Source organism: Herpetosiphonaceae bacterium, from assembly GCA_036374795.1.
Taxonomy (GTDB): domain Bacteria; phylum Chloroflexota; class Chloroflexia; order Chloroflexales; family Kallotenuaceae; genus LB3-1.
In genome coordinates, this window is the sequence record DASUTC010000074.1 from 1 (window position 1) to 18,110 (window position 18,110).

Annotated in this window: 13 protein-coding genes; 3 read left to right on the top strand and 10 right to left on the bottom strand. The window is 61.8% G+C overall.

The genetic code is table 11. From position 1 onward, the window contains the following. Positions 1-340: 340 nt before the first annotated feature. From VFZ66_05075 to VFZ66_05115, 9 genes are all read right to left on the bottom strand, one after another. Positions 341-1,237: a glycosyltransferase family 2 protein gene (locus VFZ66_05075; protein ID HEX6288540.1), complete on the bottom strand. Its 897-nt coding sequence runs from the start codon at positions 1,235-1,237 to the stop codon at positions 341-343. Between the two features lie 179 nt (positions 1,238-1,416). Further along, positions 1,417-2,532 carry a glycosyltransferase family 1 protein gene (locus tag VFZ66_05080; GenBank protein HEX6288541.1) on the bottom strand — a complete coding sequence of 372 codons (1,116 nt, stop codon included), beginning with the start codon at positions 2,530-2,532 and terminating at the stop codon, positions 1,417-1,419. 49 nt (positions 2,533-2,581) lie between these two features. Next, positions 2,582-4,030: a hypothetical protein gene (locus VFZ66_05085; protein ID HEX6288542.1), complete on the bottom strand. Its 1,449-nt coding sequence runs from the start codon at positions 4,028-4,030 to the stop codon at positions 2,582-2,584. A 272-nt stretch (positions 4,031-4,302) separates the two neighbouring features. Further along, a complete protein-coding gene (locus VFZ66_05090; GenBank protein ID HEX6288543.1) occupies positions 4,303-5,469 on the bottom strand; it encodes a glycosyltransferase family 1 protein in 1,167 nt (388 codons plus the stop codon). A 41-nt stretch (positions 5,470-5,510) separates the two neighbouring features. Next, positions 5,511-6,239: a class I SAM-dependent methyltransferase gene (locus VFZ66_05095; protein HEX6288544.1), complete on the bottom strand. Its 729-nt coding sequence runs from the start codon at positions 6,237-6,239 to the stop codon at positions 5,511-5,513. Further along, positions 6,236-7,522: an oligosaccharide flippase family protein gene (locus VFZ66_05100; protein HEX6288545.1), complete on the bottom strand. Its 1,287-nt coding sequence runs from the start codon at positions 7,520-7,522 to the stop codon at positions 6,236-6,238. The genes VFZ66_05095 and VFZ66_05100 overlap by 4 nt, the downstream gene beginning before the upstream one ends. A gap of 336 nt (positions 7,523-7,858) precedes the next feature. Continuing rightward, entirely contained in the window at positions 7,859-8,935 is a 1,077-nt protein-coding gene (locus VFZ66_05105; GenBank protein HEX6288546.1) for an isocitrate/isopropylmalate family dehydrogenase, read from the bottom strand. A 69-nt stretch (positions 8,936-9,004) separates the two neighbouring features. Further along, the gene (locus VFZ66_05110; GenBank protein HEX6288547.1) at positions 9,005-12,163 is read right to left on the bottom strand and encodes an alpha-mannosidase; all 3,159 of its coding nucleotides are present in this window, start codon (positions 12,161-12,163) and stop codon (positions 9,005-9,007) included. Between the two features lie 330 nt (positions 12,164-12,493). Then, positions 12,494-13,582 carry an SRPBCC family protein gene (locus VFZ66_05115; GenBank protein HEX6288548.1) on the bottom strand — a complete coding sequence of 363 codons (1,089 nt, stop codon included), beginning with the start codon at positions 13,580-13,582 and terminating at the stop codon, positions 12,494-12,496. Between the two features lie 196 nt (positions 13,583-13,778). On the opposite strand from VFZ66_05115, the gene ettA reads away from it, so the two are divergent. The 3 genes from ettA (at position 13,779) to VFZ66_05130 (ending at position 17,514) form a co-directional block, all read left to right on the top strand. Next, complete coding sequence (ettA, locus tag VFZ66_05120) at positions 13,779-15,449, top strand: energy-dependent translational throttle protein EttA (protein HEX6288549.1); 1,671 nt, start codon at positions 13,779-13,781, stop codon at positions 15,447-15,449. Positions 15,450-15,827: 378 nt separating this feature from the next. Beyond that, positions 15,828-16,730: an ABC transporter ATP-binding protein gene (locus VFZ66_05125; GenBank protein ID HEX6288550.1), complete on the top strand. Its 903-nt coding sequence runs from the start codon at positions 15,828-15,830 to the stop codon at positions 16,728-16,730. Beyond that, a complete protein-coding gene (locus VFZ66_05130; GenBank protein ID HEX6288551.1) occupies positions 16,720-17,514 on the top strand; it encodes an ABC transporter permease subunit in 795 nt (264 codons plus the stop codon). Before VFZ66_05125 ends, VFZ66_05130 begins: the two co-directional genes overlap by 11 nt. A gap of 105 nt (positions 17,515-17,619) precedes the next feature. On the opposite strand, the gene VFZ66_05135 is transcribed toward VFZ66_05130, so the two are convergent. Next, the coding region (locus tag VFZ66_05135) for a hypothetical protein (protein HEX6288552.1) at positions 17,620-18,110 on the bottom strand (491 nt) is incomplete at its 5' end.

Genomic DNA, 18,110 nt, shown 5'->3' on the forward strand with positions numbered 1-18,110 from the left:
TGGACGAACACGGAGGCGGCTGTGTATGGGGAGCTGTTTGTTGGTTGCTAAACGATGCATCGATACGTGCTCCTTGAGATACCGGCTCAAAGCTCAAGATTCGACGAACAGCCATGCCGCGCCGACGGGCTGCGGCGGACAGATTGTGATCGAACGTCGAGGCTCCATCTACGTCGATGGCGGAGTCGCTGCTAGCGCGTTCATATCGAAGCAGGCATGATGTTGGTTGGTAGTGGGCAAGAATGCGAACGGGGGGATTGTATGCTCCCTGAATCTGCGCGGGGACACATCCATAATCTGTACTCTACTCGATCGATTGCTGAGAGTCAATAGCCTGGAGTCAAGCCGAGCGCCGCAGCCGCGACGATACATGACGGCGAATCCAGATATTCATACTCGCGAGCGCCAGATCACCCCATACGCCGATCCATACCAACCCTGTTACAGGCCAGGGGTAGCGCTTCATCAGGTGTTTGCGATAAAACACCCACATCCCCTGGTGCATGCCCCACGCTTTATGATACGGCTTAGAGTGAACGCCGCCTTGTCCTTTCAGATGAACGATGCTGCTGCCGGGATAGTACCATACTTGCCATCCCGCGTCGTTGGCGCGGACGCACCAATCAATGTCCTCGCCGAAGGCAAAGATCTGCTCGTCGAGCGGGCCGATCTGCTCCCACACGGAGCGACGAGCCATCAGGCAGCAGCCGGAAACCGCATCGACCTGATGCGCCTGCTCCACCGGCAGATATGTTAGCAGATATTGCCCGACCAGGCGATTCTTCGGCCACAGGCGGTCGAGCTTCAGCATATAACACAGCGAGGCCAGCGGCGTCGGCAGGCCGCGCTTGCACTGCGGCTGAAACGTGCCATCGGGATTGAGCACCTTGGGGCCGACAATCCCCGCCTGTGGTGTGGCTTCCAGAAAGTCCTGCAATCTCCTCAGCGAGTCGGGCTTGAGAATCGTATCGGTGTTGAGCCAGAGAATGTACTTGCCCGTGCTGCGCTCGATCGCCTGATTGGTCGCCCTGGTAAACCCCGCGTTGTCGTCGTTGAGCACAAGCTGAACATCGGGCGCGTGCTGCCGAATGTACTCGACCGTGCCATCCGTCGAGGCGTTGTCTACGACGATGATCTCAAAGCTCACCGACGAGCGGTTTGCCCGCAGCGACTCAAGACAAGCTTTGAGCACGTCCAGACAGTTCAGCGAAACCATGCAAATCGAAATATCGGTCACTCTACGTAGCTCCGAACGAACAAGGCCGCCAGGCTGGGGGTGTGGGGGTGTCCCCCATCATCTTTTTTCCCCTCGCCTGCCGCAAACAAAGAACAAAGCGAGAACCAAGCACCGGGTGCCCTCTGGGCGCACCGAGAACCAAGATGGGAAACTTGAAATTTTGAACTTGAAACTTGAAACTAGCCCAGCGATTGATAGACCTCTAGCGTCTCTGCGGCACAGCGCCGCCAGCTAAAATGCGCCGCCCGCGCCAGCCCCCGCCGCGCCAGATCGCGGGCAAGCTCATCGTCGGTCAGCACCTCACGCAGGGCCGCTGCGAGCGCCGGGATCTCGCCGGGCGGCACCAGCAGCGCCGCGCCGTCGGCCACCTCCGGCATCGACGAGACGTTGGTGGTGATCACCGGCACGCCGCACTGCATCGCCTCAAGCACGGGCAGGCCGAAGCCCTCGTAGCGCGAGGGATAGACGAAGACCCGCGCGCCATTATACAGCGGGATTACGTCGTCGTCGGGGATGTAGCCCAGGAAGCGGATCTGCTGCTCAAGGCCAAGCTCGACCACCCGCTTGAAGATCTCGTCGTACATCCAGCCTTTCTTGCCGGCGATCACCAGCGGAACGTGTGGAAACTCCGCCGCGATCGTCGCGTACGCCTCGATCAGCGCCGGAATGTTCTTGCGCGGCTCCAGCACGCCCACATAGTAGATGTACTGGCCGGGCGTGAGATCGTAGCGCGCGCAGACCGGGGCAACGTGCGTCTGGGGAAGCGGTCGATAGTCGGGGCTGGCCGCCAGCGGCGTTGCGACGATGCGCTCCGGGCGCACGTTCAGGAGCCGGATCACGTCGCGCTGGGTGCTCTCCGAGATCGCGATCAGGCGGTCGGCGTGGCGCGCGCTCCAGCGCATCATGCGCTGGAAGAACATACGCTTCGACGGGCTGTGCATCTCAGGCAGCAGGTAGAAGGTCATATCGCAGAATGTTACCACCGATTTGCACAGCCTGGGAATCGGCATGGTGTAGTGCGGCGAGTGCAAGAGATCGAGCTTGAGCCGCCGAATGTTCCAGGGCAGGCCCACCTGCTCCCATGCCAGCCGCACAGGCCGCGAGGTTAGATCGACGCCCCAAAATTGCACATTCGGCTGGTCGATGCCGAACTCGCCGATGTGATCGGGCCTGGCAAAAATAGCATAGTCGTTGCTGCGATCGATCTGCGCCAGCGCCTGAACAAGATTGAAAATATAGTTTCCGGCTCCCGTCCGGTTGTGTGGAATCGCCGTTGCGTCAAATCCAATTCGCATCGATAGTGTGCCCTCTATGAACGCATTGCATCATACCAGCAATCCAGTCTCACGTGATGGGAGCGTATTCAGGCGGCGTGGTGGAAGGCTCTGAATCTGGGATGCGCCGCTGAGCAGCGCTGCGGCGTTGTGCAACGATTGCCGCAGCAGCCCAGCCAATGCCTAAGAAGATGCTCCACACAGGCGAGGTGAGGCTGACCTGGATGACATAAAAGATGGTGCCGATCAAGAAGAGATCTCTGGCAAAGCGCCAGTTACGCGCCGTTTCCGGCTCCGCCCGCTGCCTTGCCAGAATACGGAGCGCGCCATAGCAGGAGAAGACCTGAACCAGCCACATACTCAAGCCGATCACGCCGCTGTTGGATACCTCCAGCAGTAATCCATGCGTCGGGAGGCCGTCGAGTCCCTTCTCAGGCGGATAGATCAAACGGTAAATGCCTGGCGGCACATACTCCGAAGCTGGCAGCAGCATCATCCCCGGCCCCGTTCCGATCAAGGCATAGGTGGGCTGATCCCATAAGAACAGAAGCGCGCTTGCGTCGAACGAGTCCATGCGATAGGCGATCACCTCGCCGAGATGGTCGGGCGGCTCGGTCCGCAGGCCGCTGCTCGGATCGAGGCGCTGCTGCACCGAGCGCAGGGCAACCTCGAACTGGTCGGGCACGACCAGGGGCGCTGCTGCTACCAGCGCGCCCGTCGCGAGCATGATACTGGCGATCGTCAGCCGGATACGATTCGAGAGGAACAGCCAGGCCGCTGCTAAACCAGCCACAAAGATCACCAGCGCGCTGGTCGAGTAGCTGACGAGCAGCCCAAGCAGGTTGATTCCCAATAGCCCCTGTCGATGCAACGACAGGCGGCCAGGCATGACGATCAACACCATCAGCCCGTACGCGCAGGCCATGCCCAGCCCACGCGGCTCGAATGATAGCCCACGTGCGCGCTGATTCCCTGCCAGATCGCGCAGCCCGGTGATCGTAAAATACGGATCGATGGTTGTTATGAAGTTGAAGATCCCTGCCAGGGCCGTGAGTGATGCGCCCAGCACGATGGCACGGCCCAATACGGCAATCCGCCCTGGCTTTTGCAGCTCACGCGCGACGAACACTGCGAGCGACAGATCGCTGATGAGGCGGATCGAATAGATAACGGCGCGGCCCGGAGCGGTCATCGTCAGCGGACGGTGGCCGGTTGTGTCGGGCCAGGGCCAGATGTAGCCGAAGGCAATGCCAAGCACGACGAGATAGGCAAAGTTGAGCAGCCACGCCTGCGCCGGTCGCAGCCGGAGCCACCAGGGCGCGGACAGGATCGCGAGTGGCAGGTAGATCAGGCCAACGATCCGTCCAGCAGGTAAGTTGGTCAGGATCGACGTATCAAAAATATGGACCGATAGCGTGATCCCAACCCAGGCCAGGAGCGCGCGGCGGTTCCCAACGGCGAGCAGGATGCATGGCACGAGCACGGCGATCGAGAGCAGTAGAAGCTGACGAACGCTCATCTTAACCCATCCTTCCCAATGTTCTCCCGCTCCACGCAGTAGCCGTATCGCCTGAGCATGAAGTCCTGGTTGATGAGCAGAAGTTGCTGCCGCATATACTTGGCAAAGTTGGGGTACATCTCAGGGCCAAGCAAGCGCATGATACACCGCAGCACAAACTGAATCACCGTGAACGCGAACATCTACTTTTGACCCAGATCATCAGGCTCCGTCGATGCACTGGAGTGCGCCGCGTTATGATTGCCCGTCTTGGGTCTGCCGGTGACGTCTACCTACAACGTAGCTGCTGCCTGATACAGATCTACGTATTGCTCCGCCATGCGCCGATACGAGAATCGGGTGCGCTGGACGCGCCCTTTTTCGATCAGTTGCGCGCGCAGGCTGTTGTCCTCCAGCAGCCGCCGTAGTCCCGCGCCGATCGCGGCAACATCGGTCGGCTTGACCAGCACCGCTGCGTCGCCTGCCACCTCCGGCAGGGAAGAAACATTTGAGGTGAGGATCGGAACCTCACACTGCATTGCTTCTAGCAGCGGGATGCCAAAGCCTTCGTACAGGCTGGGATATGCGAAGACCGCAGCGCCGCTGAGCAGGATGTTCATCTCATGGTCGGGCAGGTGCCCAGTCCAGATAACCTGATCCTGTAGTCCAAGCGAGTCGATCAGTTGCTGGATTCCTGTGATCTTCCAGCCGTATGGCCCGACGATCACGAGGGCATAGGCTGTTCGTAGTTCCGGTGGAAGTGTAGCATACGCCTGCAAAAGCCGCTCAAGGTTTTTTCTCGGCTCCAGCGTGCCAATGCTGATGATATATTGGTTACGGATACCGAACTTCTGTCGTACCTGCTCGATCTGCTGCGCGTCGCGGATCGGCTTGAACATGGCGTTCGCGGCGATCGGGAGCGTCCGCACGCGCTCGGCATCGAGCTTGCTGCCATACTGCACGAGCAAATCCTGGCGCGTAGCCTCCGAGATGGTCGCGATCAAGGCTGCCTCGCGCACGCCGATCCATAGCCCAGAGCGTTGAAAAAATCGTCCCCAGCGAGTTAAGCCCTGCGGAAAGCGCCAGCAAACCAGATCGTTCACGGTCAGTACGAGCCGAGCGTGTTTGTAGGCAGGCACGAATCCTGTCGTCATCGCATGGATCACCTCTTGCGGCCCCAGGAAGCGCGGCAGGTCTACAGGAGGCTGACGCAGCGTGTGCCACAGCAGAAAATGCAACTGCGGCTTGATCGATGGGAGTTGCCGGAGCCGGAAGTTCGGCGGCAGATGCCGAATCTCCTCAGGTAGCCGCCGCATATCTTGGACCGCGAACAGGGTGTATCGGTTGATGTGGTCGATCTGGCTCAACTCTTTGATGAGATTATAGATCACGCGCCCCTGCCCGCCGGGAACAGCGCCAAGCAGCCCATCGATATGTATGGCGATACGGAGTGGTCGCATATCAAGCGTCGCCTTTGCGTGTCCGGTCGATCATCGCACGCTCACCCGCGTACCGCAGACGCGCTGAGCACCGGCGCTACGATGTGGGGCCGTCGTGTTGCGTAGGCCCGGTAGATGAACGTCAGCATCAGATCGACGGCCTTGCGCGCTACCGATTGGAGGAGGCGCCCATAGCGATCGTTGAGGAGTTTCGGCTCGAAAATCGCAATATCCTGAAAGTGCGCGCTCTTAAGCACATAGGTCATACTTAGCTCGGTAAAGCCAACCTCGTGAGTAAAGTCGGCGTAGCGAAAATTCAGCCCAATGAACGGATTCGCCATGTTCGGCACTTCCAGCACCAGCACACCGCCTGGGCTGAGCGCCCGGTGAAGGGCCTGGAGCATGATCGGAATCTCCGGCTTCGGGATATGCTCCAGCACATGAAACATGAAAATACAGTCGAACTGGCCCGCATGCGCATCCAGAAACGCGACAGTATCCTCAACAACCAGCGTGCCGTTCGGCAAGAATGCGTTACAAAAATCGGCGACTTCCTGAGACAGATCGATGCCCTGAACGCAGGTATAGCCCCGGTCGACGGCAAGTAATTCGAGCAATTCGCCATAGCCGGGGCCGATCTCTAAAATTCGCGCGGCGCGGTTTTGGGGGATTAAGTGGCTGTAGTTGAGCAATAAATATTCTTTTTTGCGCTTACGAAACTGATGCGGATCAGTAACATGCGAAAGATGCTTGGTCAAGTAGCCATCGAATAACGTATTTCGATCGCTCATGGCGAGCTAGCCTCCTGGCGGGAAAGAATCTGCTGTTGATTGTCGATCATCTGCTTGACCAGCACGATCTGAATGATCGTATTCAGCACTTCTCCGATGAGCAGTGCTAATGCCGCTCCGGGCGCGCCGAGTCGCGGAACAAGCATCAAGAGCAGGCCGCAGATCACGCAGAGATTCAAGAGGGCGATGCGGGTGATCCGGCTGAACTGGCCGTACGCCTGGATCGTGCTGGTCAGGCAACTGTTAAGCGTCCGAAAGATCAGCGCAACTGCAAGCATACGCAGGATCGGGATCGCCGGGCTGTACTGTGGGAGTAGCCAGTGGATCAACAGCGGCGCGATCAGCGCGAGCGCGATAGCACACAGCACGCCGTAGCCTACTGTCAACGCGCCGTAGCGTATGATCAGATGCCGGGTATGCCTGTGCTCGTCCGCCAGCGTGGCGGCCAGATGGCTATACACCGACATGGCGAAGGCAGCCGCTACCAGCTGCACCGGCTCCGTCAGCCGAAAAGCGATGCCGTAATAGCCGACGCTGGCGGTATCGGCCAAGCTGCTCAGCGCGATCACGTCGAGCCGGGTGTAGAGTGTTACCAGGATGATCGTCCCTGCGATCGGAAAGGCTTGTACGAGCAGCCTGTAGGTGTCTGCTATCCACGCGCCGCCCATGTCGATACGGACCAGTGCGCGAAAGCGCCGGAGCAGGATCGAGGCGCTGATCGCCTCGGCTATAGGCAGCATCGCCACGCCCAGCAGGGCCGACGGCCTGATCAGAAAGAGCAGCGCGATGATGCCGACCGTTGCTATGTTGACGACCATGACTGGAGCAATGATCTGGTTTGTTTGCAGCCGCGCTTGAAAGTAGTTGAGCGAAAAGTTGGTCCACAGTCCGGTGAAGATCAGCAGGCCCGCCACCGCGCCGATCTGAAGCTGGGCCTGCGGCTGCGTGAGCGCAAAGCAGAGCAGCAGGAGCACATAGGCGATCAGCCCGCAGACCATTTTTGCCTGCGCAGCCGTGCCTGCCAACCGTTGCCGATACCGCTCGCTCTGGGTGGTCGCAAACTCGCGGATAACTAACGTATCCACGCCGAAATCGGCGACGACCTTGGCGATCTCCGCGACGGTCATCGCGAAGACGATCATGCCGAAGAGATCGGGATTGAGAAAACGGGCAATAATAAAGAGACAGATGACTCTAGTGAGCGTGTTGGTGCCGCGTAGAATGGTGACTGAGAGTGTGTTGGAAACGAGCGGATTGATGCGTTTTTTGATAGCTGATAACATGTATTTGATCGATTAGATGTTAATGACGCTCTACTGTGTCCTAAAATGCTCGTTTGCTGTCTCGTTTGGTCGTTACTAGCTTTTTATCAAAGAGTCAGGTGTGAGACGCACGTGTACACAACCATTGACAGAAGGCGCTGGATGCTGCTGCCCAACATGAGATCGCGGGATTGGTGGGGTAGTATAGGTTGGCGCTGGATGCCTGTCAAATGTTGTTCGCTACCATCGAAGCTATCGTTGCACGAAAGGCGAGTGTCAGAAAAGCGCGGCCCACTCCCGGCAGGCAGCAGCGAGAGTGGGCTGTAACTGGGCTGGCAGACGCGCCACATGTACGCGCTAGTGCAGCGTCGGCCACACTTCGAGCTTGGTTTTCACGCGGCGAATCACCTCGTCGGTGTATTCCGTGGTGCAGGCGTGGCCGCCCAGATCCGCCGTGCGAATGCCGTCGTAGACCGTCTCCAGACACGACTCGGAGATCGCGCGGGCGGCAAGCGTGGCCGGCTTGGTGCCGACGAAGTTCAGCAGCGAGCCGCCGGCCAGGATCATCGCCAGCGGATTGGCGACGTTCTTGCCGAAGAGCGCCGGTGCCGTGCCGTGCGGCGCTTCGGCCATCACCACCTTCGTATTCATCGCGTCGTCGAAGGCCAGCAGCAGCGACTCCGCGCCCGCGATCGAGCCGAACATCTGCATCACCAGATCCGAGATACAGTCGCCGTCGCGGTTGAGCGACGGGATCACCAGCGGCTCCTCGCCCGCGGTGAGCAGCAGCGCGTAGGTCGCGTCGATCAGCTGCGGCGAGTAGCGCACATCGGGATAGCGCTCGTGGGCGGCGTCCATCTCCTCCTTGAGCATGCCCTCGTAGATCGGGCTGACCGTATACTTCGGCCCGCCGAAGACCTTGCCGTTGACACGCTGCGCCTGCTGGAAGGCAAACTCCGCCACCATGCGGCAGATGCGGCGGCTGATCTTCTCGGTGCGGTAGGCCCACTCGTCAAGGCCCTCGCCTTCGCGCCACTCCTCTGCGCCATAGGCATCGTCCACCGCCATGCGCACCACCGAGATCGGCGCGAACACACCGCCGACCGGACGAATGCCGGGGATGCGGCGCCCGGTGCGCAGAATCACGGTGCCGTCGATCGCCTTGCGCAGGATCGCATTGGGGCTGCCGACATCGTTCTTGGTTTCGGGCGTGATCGTCGCAGCCTTCAAGCCCAGCCCCGACTCTTTCATCGCAGCGGCAGCCTCGCGGACGATCTGATTGTTCGTCTCGCGGCGCTTTTCGAGGCTCAGATCGAAGCGCTGGAAGTTGACGGCAACTTTGGTGACGGACGGATCGAGCACGCGCAGCGCTTCTTCCAGCAACTCCTGTCCGGTCTGATCGCCTTCGAGCACGACGATTGTTGGTGTAGCCATTGCTTGCTCCTTCATCTATGTCACGGGTTGGATGGCGCAAAACCGCGCTATTGTAGCACAGGCAGGACCTTAGCCCTCGCGCCCAAGCCGCACCCGCAGCGTCCTGATCTCGAAGGGCCGGATCGTGAAGCGCAGCGTGTGCCCGTCCAGCTCCACGTCGCCGATCGACTCTTCCAGCAGATTGCACGCCTCGGCGCTCGTCACGGGCTGCGCGAACGTCAGCGCGACCGGCCCGCGCTGGTTATGCGCCTCATAGAATCGCACGATCAGCCCGTCGCCATCCTCCGCCGTTTTGATCGTATCCAGCATAACGTGTGCCGCATCGCAGCGCACAAACGTCGAAATGTGTGCTGAGCGCTCCGCAGCCGAGTCTTGCGGACGATACGCCAGCAGCGGCGTGTTCAGCTCCGCCGCTCGCCGCACCACCTCGGCCTCGCGCCAGTCGCCCGCGTGCGGCAGCAGCGCGTAGGTGAAGCGATGCAGCCCTTGATCGGCGTTGGGATCGGGATTGACGCCCGACTTGAGCAGCGTCAGGCGCATCACGCTCTGGTGCAGATCGTGGCCGTACTTGCTGTCGTTGAGCAGCGCCACGCCATAGCCGCCCTCCGACAGATCGATCCAGCGGTGGGCGCACGTCTCGAAGCGCGCCACGTCCCACGAGGTGTTGCGATGCGTCGGTCGCTCGACCGCGCCGAACTGGATCTCATACGTCGCGCGCGTGGTGTTGATCGCCACCGGAAAGCTCGCCTTGAGCAACATCTGGTGCTCGTGCCAGTCGATCTCGGTTGCAAAGTCGATGCGCGGCAGCGCGCTGTAGATCAGGATGCGCTGGCGGATCGTTGATTGGAGGAAGCGGCGCACGATCTCGACGCCGCCGCGGATCGGGCCGCTCTCGACGACACGAATGCGCTGCACGTCCTGCACCGGATACGGCTTCTCAGCGTAGAAGATGTCGATGTCCCAGGCGTCGTAGTTCAGCGGACGATCCTCGAAGGCGATCAGTTGGTTGGCGCGCTGGCCCGGCTCAAGCACATCGCGGTCGTAGCGCTTATCGAAGAGCGCCGCGATCTCGCCGTTGGCGTCAAGGTCGATGCGGAAGAACTGATTTTCCAGCCGCTCGGTCGTGATCGTGAGCGGCGCAGGCTCGGCGCTCGCTGCGGTCTGCGCCGGATCGACCGTGCCGTAGCCTGGCACGTTGAGTCCCGCCACCAGCATGCCCGCCTCGCCGTCGAGCGTTTCGACCGGCTGGATCTGACCGCCGGATGCCTCATCAGTCAGTCTGTCGGCGAGCGCCTGCGGTACGAAGAGCGGATCGTTGCGCTCCCAGCCAAGCGTATTGACCGCCAGCAGACGCGCGTCGCTACCCGCCGTGATCTGGCTCAGCGCGGCATCGCGCACCTGCCGCCCGATGCGCATGATCTCGTCGAACTGCTCGCGGGCGTCCTGATAGACCTCTGGGATCGACGATCCTGGTAGGATGTCGTGGAACTGGTTGAGCAGGATCAGCTTCCAGCCCTGGTTCAGCAGCTCGCGCTGCGGATCGTCGGCAGCGCCGGAGGCGACAGCCCACGCGGCTAGAAACTCGGCGTCGTGGTAGAGCTGCTCGGCGCGGCGATTGGCCTGCTTGATCCAGCCCTGGCTGGTGTAGGTGCCGCGATGATATTCGAGATACAGCTCACCGACCCAGATCGGCAGCCGGGGATCGTCCGCGACGCGCCGATGCAGCCGGTCGAAGTACTCCGTCGCGCTGCCGTAGCGCACCTGCGGCATCTGCGGCAGATCGCTCAGCCGCCGCACCATCTCAAGCTGATCGGCGGTCGGGCCGCCGCCGCCGTCGCCGTAGCCCATCAGGTACAGCAACTCGTCGTTGATCGGCTTCTGGCGATACTCGCGCCACGCGCCCGCGATGGCCGCCGCCGTGACCTCGCCGTTGTAGGTGTAGTAGCCGTTGCTCGGATCGGGCGTGGTGACGAAGTGGGTCAGCACCTCGCTGCCGTCGATGCCGCGCCAGCGGAACGTGTCGAAGGGCATCCGATTGAACTGGCTCCAGCTGATCTTGGTCGTCATGAACGTGTCGATGCCGCAGCCGCGCATGATCTGCGGCAGCGCCGCCGAGTAGCCGAACACGTCGGGCATCCACAGCACCCGGTCGCGGATGCCGAACTCCTGGGCGAAGAAGCGCATACCGAACAAGAACTGCCGCACCAGCGACTCGCCCGATGGAATGTTACAGTCGGCCTCCAGCCACATCGCGCCGATCGGCTCCCAACGTCCTTCGGCCACGCGCTCTTTGATTCGCGCGTACAGTTCGGGATAGTCCTGCTGCGCAAACTCGTAGAGCTGCGGCGTCGAGGCGGTGAAATGATACTCAGGATACAGCTCCATCAGCCGCAGCGCGGTCGAGAAGGTATGTGCTGTTTTCTGGCGGGTACGCCACAGCGGCCAGAGCCAGGCCACATCGATATGCGAGTGGCCGGTGATCGTGATCTGTGGCCGCGTGCCGCCGTCCAGCCCTTCCAGCAGGTGCTCGTCGAGATAGGCGCTGGCCGCGCGCACCGAGGCGTAGAACTCCGGCGAGGCAGGCGTCGTGCCGATCTGCGGGCCGATGGAGCCGACCCAGGTCGCGGGTGCTTCCCGCAGATCGAGCATGTTGATCGCGGCGTTGAGCCGGTGCAGCATCCGACCATAGGCCAGGCTGGTGGGATCGATCTGCCTGATGGTTTGCAGCGCGACCCGCAGCGTGTGGGCCAACTGCCAGGTCGGCTCGTCGAGCAGCACCAGCTCCAAGCCCTCGAAGGGCTGCGTGCAGTTGACGTGAGCCTGCACAAACAGATCGATCGGACGATCCAGCGGCGGCAGCAGCGCGAGACGATGCTCGGAGTCCAGCCCGGCGAAGATCTGATCGTCGAGAAAGAGCTGGGACTCGATCGCAGTGGGCGACCACTGGTTGGCGTCGGTGCGCCAGCGCAGATGGAGCGCAACGGGCTGGTCGCGCAGCTCCGGCGGGATCGTCAGCGGTTGGCGCAGCCAGACCGTCTGCCAGAGCGCGCCCCACGGATCGCCGCGACGAAGCGGCTGCCACGGGGCATCGCGCACATCGCGGGGCTGGCTGACCGGCGATGGGCTGTGCGGCAGGTAGCGCGTGCCGTCGAGCGGCACGATCGCGCGCCAGGCGGCATGCTGAATCAGATCGAGACGTTGCTGAAGTTTTTCTAGGGTCAGCGGCACGGCACTCTACTCCTCGACGTATGGCGCGCCTCATCCAGACGCGCCCGCTTGGTCGCCATAACTCAGCGGCGCAACAGCTTGTGCGATACCTATTCTAATCGACCAAAAAGGATGCCATGCGGCATGGTGGCCGCGCCGATCGGTCACGATGGCAGCCTGTCCTCCAGATCCGACACTACGAACTGTAGTTTTCCACAGACTATCCACAGATGTCGGCTATGATTCGCGCCGCGCTCCATCAGCCGAATTTAAAGCGAAAACGATCGACGGTAGTAGCGGTTGTGGAAAAGATGAGCACATGCCCTGCCACCAGCCGATCGCGTAGGCGGCTCAGCGCTGCAAGAACTCACAGAGCAGGCCGTGAAAATGGTGAACGCCGTTCTCGCGCAGCACCGAGAAGCGTCCACGGTCGTAAGAGCGCGACCGCAGCCCGCGCTGCACGGCCTCGCAGATCCCGATGTCCTCGTGCTGCACCAGATCGCTGAAGGCAAACGAGCGGGCGAAGTCCTCGGCGATCTCAGGCCGATCCGCGTCCAGCACATACCACTCGAAGATCGTCAGCGTGCGATCGTAGCCCAGCGGCAGGATGATATTGATCTGGAGGTTGTCGGGATAGATGTTCAGCATCAGATTGGGGAAGACCCAGTAGTAGAGCGCCTGCGCATCGGTGCCCTGCTCCAGATTGCGATAGTAGAGCGATTCGGGGTTGTGCCGGATCGGCGCGTACTGCTTGGAGTAGTAGCGGAACGTCTCGACGCGGTAGGCGCTGTAGTCGATCTCCTTGAACAGGCCCGGATGCGAGATCGGGATATGGTAGCCCTCAAGGTAGTTGTCGACGTAGACCTTCCAGTTGCAGGCGATCTCGTAGTCGACGCGCTTGTAGAAGCTCATGCGCTCAAGCGGCAGGTGGCCGGTTTCTGAGGGGATCGCGCCCAGGGTTTCTGCCAGCGAGGGCGCTGAAGCGTCGAGGTTGACGAACACGAACGGCCCCCAGGTATCGACACGAACCGGCACCAGCCCGTTGTCGGCCTTCTCGAAGCAGCTCACGCCCTCAAACTCAGGTGTTGTTCTGAGCCGCCCATCGAGGTCATACGTCCAGCCGTGGTAGATGCACTGCAACGTCTGGCGATGGCCCGCGCCCTGGGCGACAGGTCCGGCCCGATGGCGGCACACGTTGAAGAAGGCGTGTAGCGCTCCATCGCGGGCGCGCGTGACGACCAGCGGCTCGTCGACGACGGTACAGGTAAAGAAATCGCCTGGCCTCCGCACCTGCTCAAGACGGCCAACCAGTTGCCAGGTGCGGCCAAAGATGCGCTCCTGCTCCAGCGCGAGCGCGCTCGCATCCAGGTACCAGCTTGCGGGGATCGTCGTGGCGCGGGATAGATCTGGCTCGAAGGTAAAGTCAGATGGCTTCATCATCGCCTCCGATGTGCGAGGAGTATCGGTCTGAGGCGGCGGGCACAGAGCCGGTGCCGCACTGCGCGCTATAGTAGCATATCCACGCGCGGCACACGCCGCACTGAGAACAAGAGCACAAAACGCTGATCTTCCTTGGTCCTTTGTTCTTTGGTCCTTTGTTCCTTTGTTTTCATTCGCGTATGGTACACTGCTGCGCATGAGCGATCAGATCATTTACTCGATGGTGCGCGTACAGCGCACATTCCCACCCAATAAGCAGGTTATCCGCGACATCTCGCTGTCGTTCTTCTACGGCGCGAAGATCGGCGTGCTTGGCCTCAATGGCGCGGGCAAGTCCACGCTGCTGCGGATCATGGCGGGCAAGGACGATGGCTACAGCGGCCAGACGATGCTCTCGCCGGGCTATCGCTTCGGCATGTTGGAGCAGGAGCCGGAGCTTGATCCGAGCAAAACAGTCAAAGAGGTTGTGCAGGAGGCGGTCCAGCCGATCGTCGATCTGCTGGCGCGCTACGACGCGATCAACGAGCGCTTCGCCGATCCCGATGTGGATATGGACGCGCTGCTGACAGAGCAGGCGGAGGTTCAGGAAGCGCTGGATCGCGTGGATGCGTGGAACCTGGATCACCGGCTGGAAGTGGCGATGGACGCGCTGCGCTGCCCGCCGGGCGACACGCCGATCGCGGTGCTCTCCGGCGGCGAGCGGCGACGTGTGGCGCTCTGCCGCCTGCTGCTGACCGAGCCGGAGATCCTGCTGCTGGACGAGCCGACCAACCACCTGGATGCCGAGTCGGTGCTGTGGCTGGAGAGCCATCTTCAGGATTACAAAGGCACGGTCATCGCCGTCACGCACGATCGCTACTTCCTCGACAACGTCGCGGGCTGGATCTTGGAGCTGGATCGCGGCCACGGCATTCCGTGGAAGGGCAACTACTCCTCGTGGCTGGAGCAGAAGCAGGAGCGGCTGCGGCGCGAAGAGCGCTCCGACGCCAAGCGCCAGAAGACGCTTGAGCGCGAGCTGGAGTGGATTCGGATGGCTCCTAAGGCGCGGCACGCCAAGGGCAAGGCGCGCGTCACGGCCTACGAGAACCTGCTCAACCAGGAGACGGAGCAGCGCCGCGAAGACCTTGAGATCTACATTCCGCCCGGCCCGCGCCTCGGCGACGTGGTGATCGACCTCAAGGGCGTGAGCAAGGCATACGACGATCGGCTGCTGATCGATAGCCTGGATCTGTCGATCCCACCCGGCAGCATCGTCGGCATCATCGGCCCGAACGGCGCGGGCAAGTCCACGCTGCTGCGGATGATCACCGGCCAGGAGCAGCCCGACAGCGGCCAGATCGCGGTCGGCCCGACAGTCAAGCTGGCCTATGTCGAGCAGATGCGCACCGCGCTCGATCCTGAAAAGACCGTCTGGGAAGAGATCTCCGACAAGAACGAGATCATCAACCTGGGCAAGCGTGAGATGAACTCGCGCGCCTATGTCGCCAGCTTCAACTTCCTGGGCTCGGATCAGCAGAAGAAGGTCGGGCAGCTCTCAGGCGGCGAGCGCAACCGCGTGCTGCTGGCGAAGATGCTCAAAGAGGGCGGTAACGTCTTGCTGCTCGACGAGCCGACCAACGATCTGGATGTAAACACGCTGCGGGCGCTCGAAGAGGCGCTGGAGCAGTTCGCGGGCTGCGCGCTGGTGGTCAGCCACGATCGCTGGTTCCTGGATCGCATCGCGACGCATATGCTGGCCTTTGAGGGCGAAAGCCAGGTGCGCTGGTTCGAGGGCAACTTCTCCGACTACGAGGCGGATCGGCGGGCGCGGCTGGGCAAGGAGGCCGAGATTCCGCACCGCATCACGTATAAGCGCCTGACGCACTGATTACTCCTGCGTTGCACTAGCTCGTTAGAGTTCGTCCCGGTGTCATCAGCGCCGGGACGAACTGCGTTTAATGATTGCGCGCTGGCAATCGCGTGTGCGCCGCCGAGTCGCAGCGCTGACCGCTAGCGCTCGTGAGATGCAAGTCGCAGGGCATGGCGTAACCCCGCTGTAGCTTTGCTCGTAGATACTATGGTCGCGTGCTGAGCCCACGATCTGGATCTCCCTCAGGCGGTCGAATATCCGGCTGTCGCTCACTGCGCCAACGTCAACCATCCGAGCAGATAGGCACGCTCGACATCGGGCGGCTTCGCTCCGATCACATTCCAGAGCGCGCGCCGGGTCGAATCGACCGGCTGCATCAGGGCTACGGAGGCAGGGATGCGTGAAAGTATCCGCACCGAGAATATCACCAAAATGTACGGCCAGAAGCGGGGCGTGCTGGATCTGAATCTAGCGGTGCGTCCCGGCGAGGTGTTTGGGTTTCTCGGCCCAAACGGCGCTGGCAAGACGACAACGATCCGCCTGCTGCTGGATCTGATCCGGCCCACTCGTGGACAGGCGCAGGTGCTTGGCCTCGATGTCCACGGGCACAGCCGCGAAATTCGCCGCCGCGTCGGCTATGTGCCGGGCGATCTGGCGCTGTACGAAAACCTGACCGGGCGGGAGAGTCTGACCTATTTTACAAACTTGCGCGGCGGCGGCGACTGGCGGTATATCAACGTGCTGGCTGAGCGGCTTGACCTCGATCTGACGCGGCGGATTCGGACGCTTTCCAAAGGCAACAAGCAGAAGCTTGGGCTGGTCCAGGCGTTTATGCATCGGCCTGAGCTGCTGATTCTGGACGAGCCGACCAGCGGCCTCGACCCGCTGGTGCAGCAGGAGTTCCAGCGCATGGTTGCAGAGGCCAGGGACGCAGGCTGTACGGTGTTCTTGTCGTCGCATGTGCTGGCCGAGGTCGAGAGCATGGCCGATCGGGTGGGGATCATCCGAGAAGGGCAGCTTGTGGCGGTCGAAGAGGTGCGCGCGCTCAAGGCGAAAGCGCTGCGTCGGCTTGAGATCCGCTTTGCGCAGCCGGTGCCGCAGGAAGCGTTTAATGGCCTCTCCGGGGTGCAGGATGTGATCGTGGCGGATAGCGTGGTGTGGTGTACGCTTCACGGCACCGTCGATGCGCTGATCAAAACGGCGGCGCGCTTCGAGGTGATCGATATTGTCAACCACCAGCCCGACCTCGAAACGATCTTCTTGGGCTATTATCGTGAGGACGACCATCATGCTGCGTAGTGTGTTCGCCAAGAGCTTATACGATCAGCGGCGCTCCTTGATCGGCTGGGCGCTCGGTCTGGTCGTGATGATCCTGATCGTCATGGCCGCGTATCCGGCGGTTCGGGATAATCCGGCGATTGGGCAGGTGCTCGAAGAGCTACCCCAGGCGATCGTCGTGCTGATCGGCGATCTCGATATTGTGTCGGCTGCGGGCTACCTGAATAGCCGCCTGTTTACGATGATCCTGCCGCTGATGTTCCTGATCTACGGGATCGGCAGGGGCGCGCAGGCGATTGCGGGCGAGGAAGAGCGCAAAACGCTCGACCTGCTGCTGGCGTATCCGCTCGATCGCAAGCGGGTGGTCGCCGAAAAGTTCCTGGCGCTGTGTACGCTGCTCGTAGCGCTGGGCATGGTGGCCTGGCTGGCGCAGCTTGTCGGCGTGGCGCTCGTCGATATGCCGATCTCCGCCGGGCGGCTGGCGGGGGCGACTTTCAACGCGGTGCTGCTGGGGCTACTGTTTGGCGCGCTGGCGCTGGCGCTCGGCTGCGCCACAGGACGGCGCGGCCTCAGCGTCGGGGTGAGCACCGCGCTCGGCATCGCCGGATTTTTCATCCACGGCCTCGCGCCGCTGGTCGAGCAGCTCGAATTCGCGCAGAAGCTATCGCCCTTCTACTACTACATCGGCAACGATCCGCTGCGCAATGGTCTTGACCCGCTCCATGTCGGCGTGCTGTCGGGAACGACCTTCATGCTGCTGCTGCTGGCGCTGATCAGCTTTAGCCGCCGTGACGTAGCGGTGTAGGGCGGAAACCGGCACGGCATCAGGGCGGTGTAGGGCGGAGCACCGGCACGTCATCAGGCGGGAGCGCCCTGGTGAGGATCGCGGCGTCGGCGATCTGCGGGGCGCTTACAACCAAACGGTATGGCCGCCGTGCTCTTCCAGTAGATGCTGCATCGCCTGGATCTCCGAGCGCAGGGCGGCTATGTCGTCGGGGCAGCAGAAGCGATCACCATGTCGCAATTGCTGCTTGACAAACGCAAGCTCGGTCAGCAGATGATGGAAGCGACGTATCCGGCGATAGGCCAGCCAGCCGCGCGTCAGCAGCAGGCGCAGCTCGGCGCGCGAGCGAAGCGGCGGATTCAGCACGCGCTCGAACTGCGCTACGCTGATCACATTGAGCGCGACCTCTTCGTCCAGCTCGGAGTTTAGCCAGTGCAGCTCGTGGCGCTGCGACAGCACGATCGTCGCCAGGACGATCAGCACGCCGCCGCTGTTCACGATCCAGGCCAGGCACATGCCCAGGAAGCCGATCTGCGTGGACGAGTTATGCATGGCGTGGAGCATCACGGCCAGCCAGAGCGCGATCGGAACCGCCACGTAGCCTGCCCAGCGCCGCC

Bases quoted from the DNA above. Each gene is read 5' to 3' on its own strand.
- VFZ66_05115 (HEX6288548.1), bottom strand. From the start codon at position 13,582: ATGATGAAGCCATCTGACTTTACCTTCGAGCCAGATCTATCCCGCGCC.
- VFZ66_05105 (HEX6288546.1), bottom strand. From the start codon at position 8,935: ATGGCTACACCAACAATCGTCGTGCTCGAAGGCGATCAGACCGGACAG.
- ettA (HEX6288549.1), top strand. From the start codon at position 13,779: ATGAGCGATCAGATCATTTACTCGATGGTGCGCGTACAGCGCACATTC.
- VFZ66_05085 (HEX6288542.1), bottom strand. From the start codon at position 4,030: ATGAGCGTTCGTCAGCTTCTACTGCTCTCGATCGCCGTGCTCGTGCCA.
- VFZ66_05100 (HEX6288545.1), bottom strand. From the start codon at position 7,522: ATGTTATCAGCTATCAAAAAACGCATCAATCCGCTCGTTTCCAACACA.
- VFZ66_05130 (HEX6288551.1), top strand. From the start codon at position 16,720: ATGCTGCGTAGTGTGTTCGCCAAGAGCTTATACGATCAGCGGCGCTCC.
- VFZ66_05080 (HEX6288541.1), bottom strand. From the start codon at position 2,532: ATGCGAATTGGATTTGACGCAACGGCGATTCCACACAACCGGACGGGA.
- VFZ66_05090 (HEX6288543.1), bottom strand. From the start codon at position 5,469: ATGCGACCACTCCGTATCGCCATACATATCGATGGGCTGCTTGGCGCT.
- VFZ66_05125 (HEX6288550.1), top strand. From the start codon at position 15,828: ATGCGTGAAAGTATCCGCACCGAGAATATCACCAAAATGTACGGCCAG.
- VFZ66_05095 (HEX6288544.1), bottom strand. From the start codon at position 6,239: ATGAGCGATCGAAATACGTTATTCGATGGCTACTTGACCAAGCATCTT.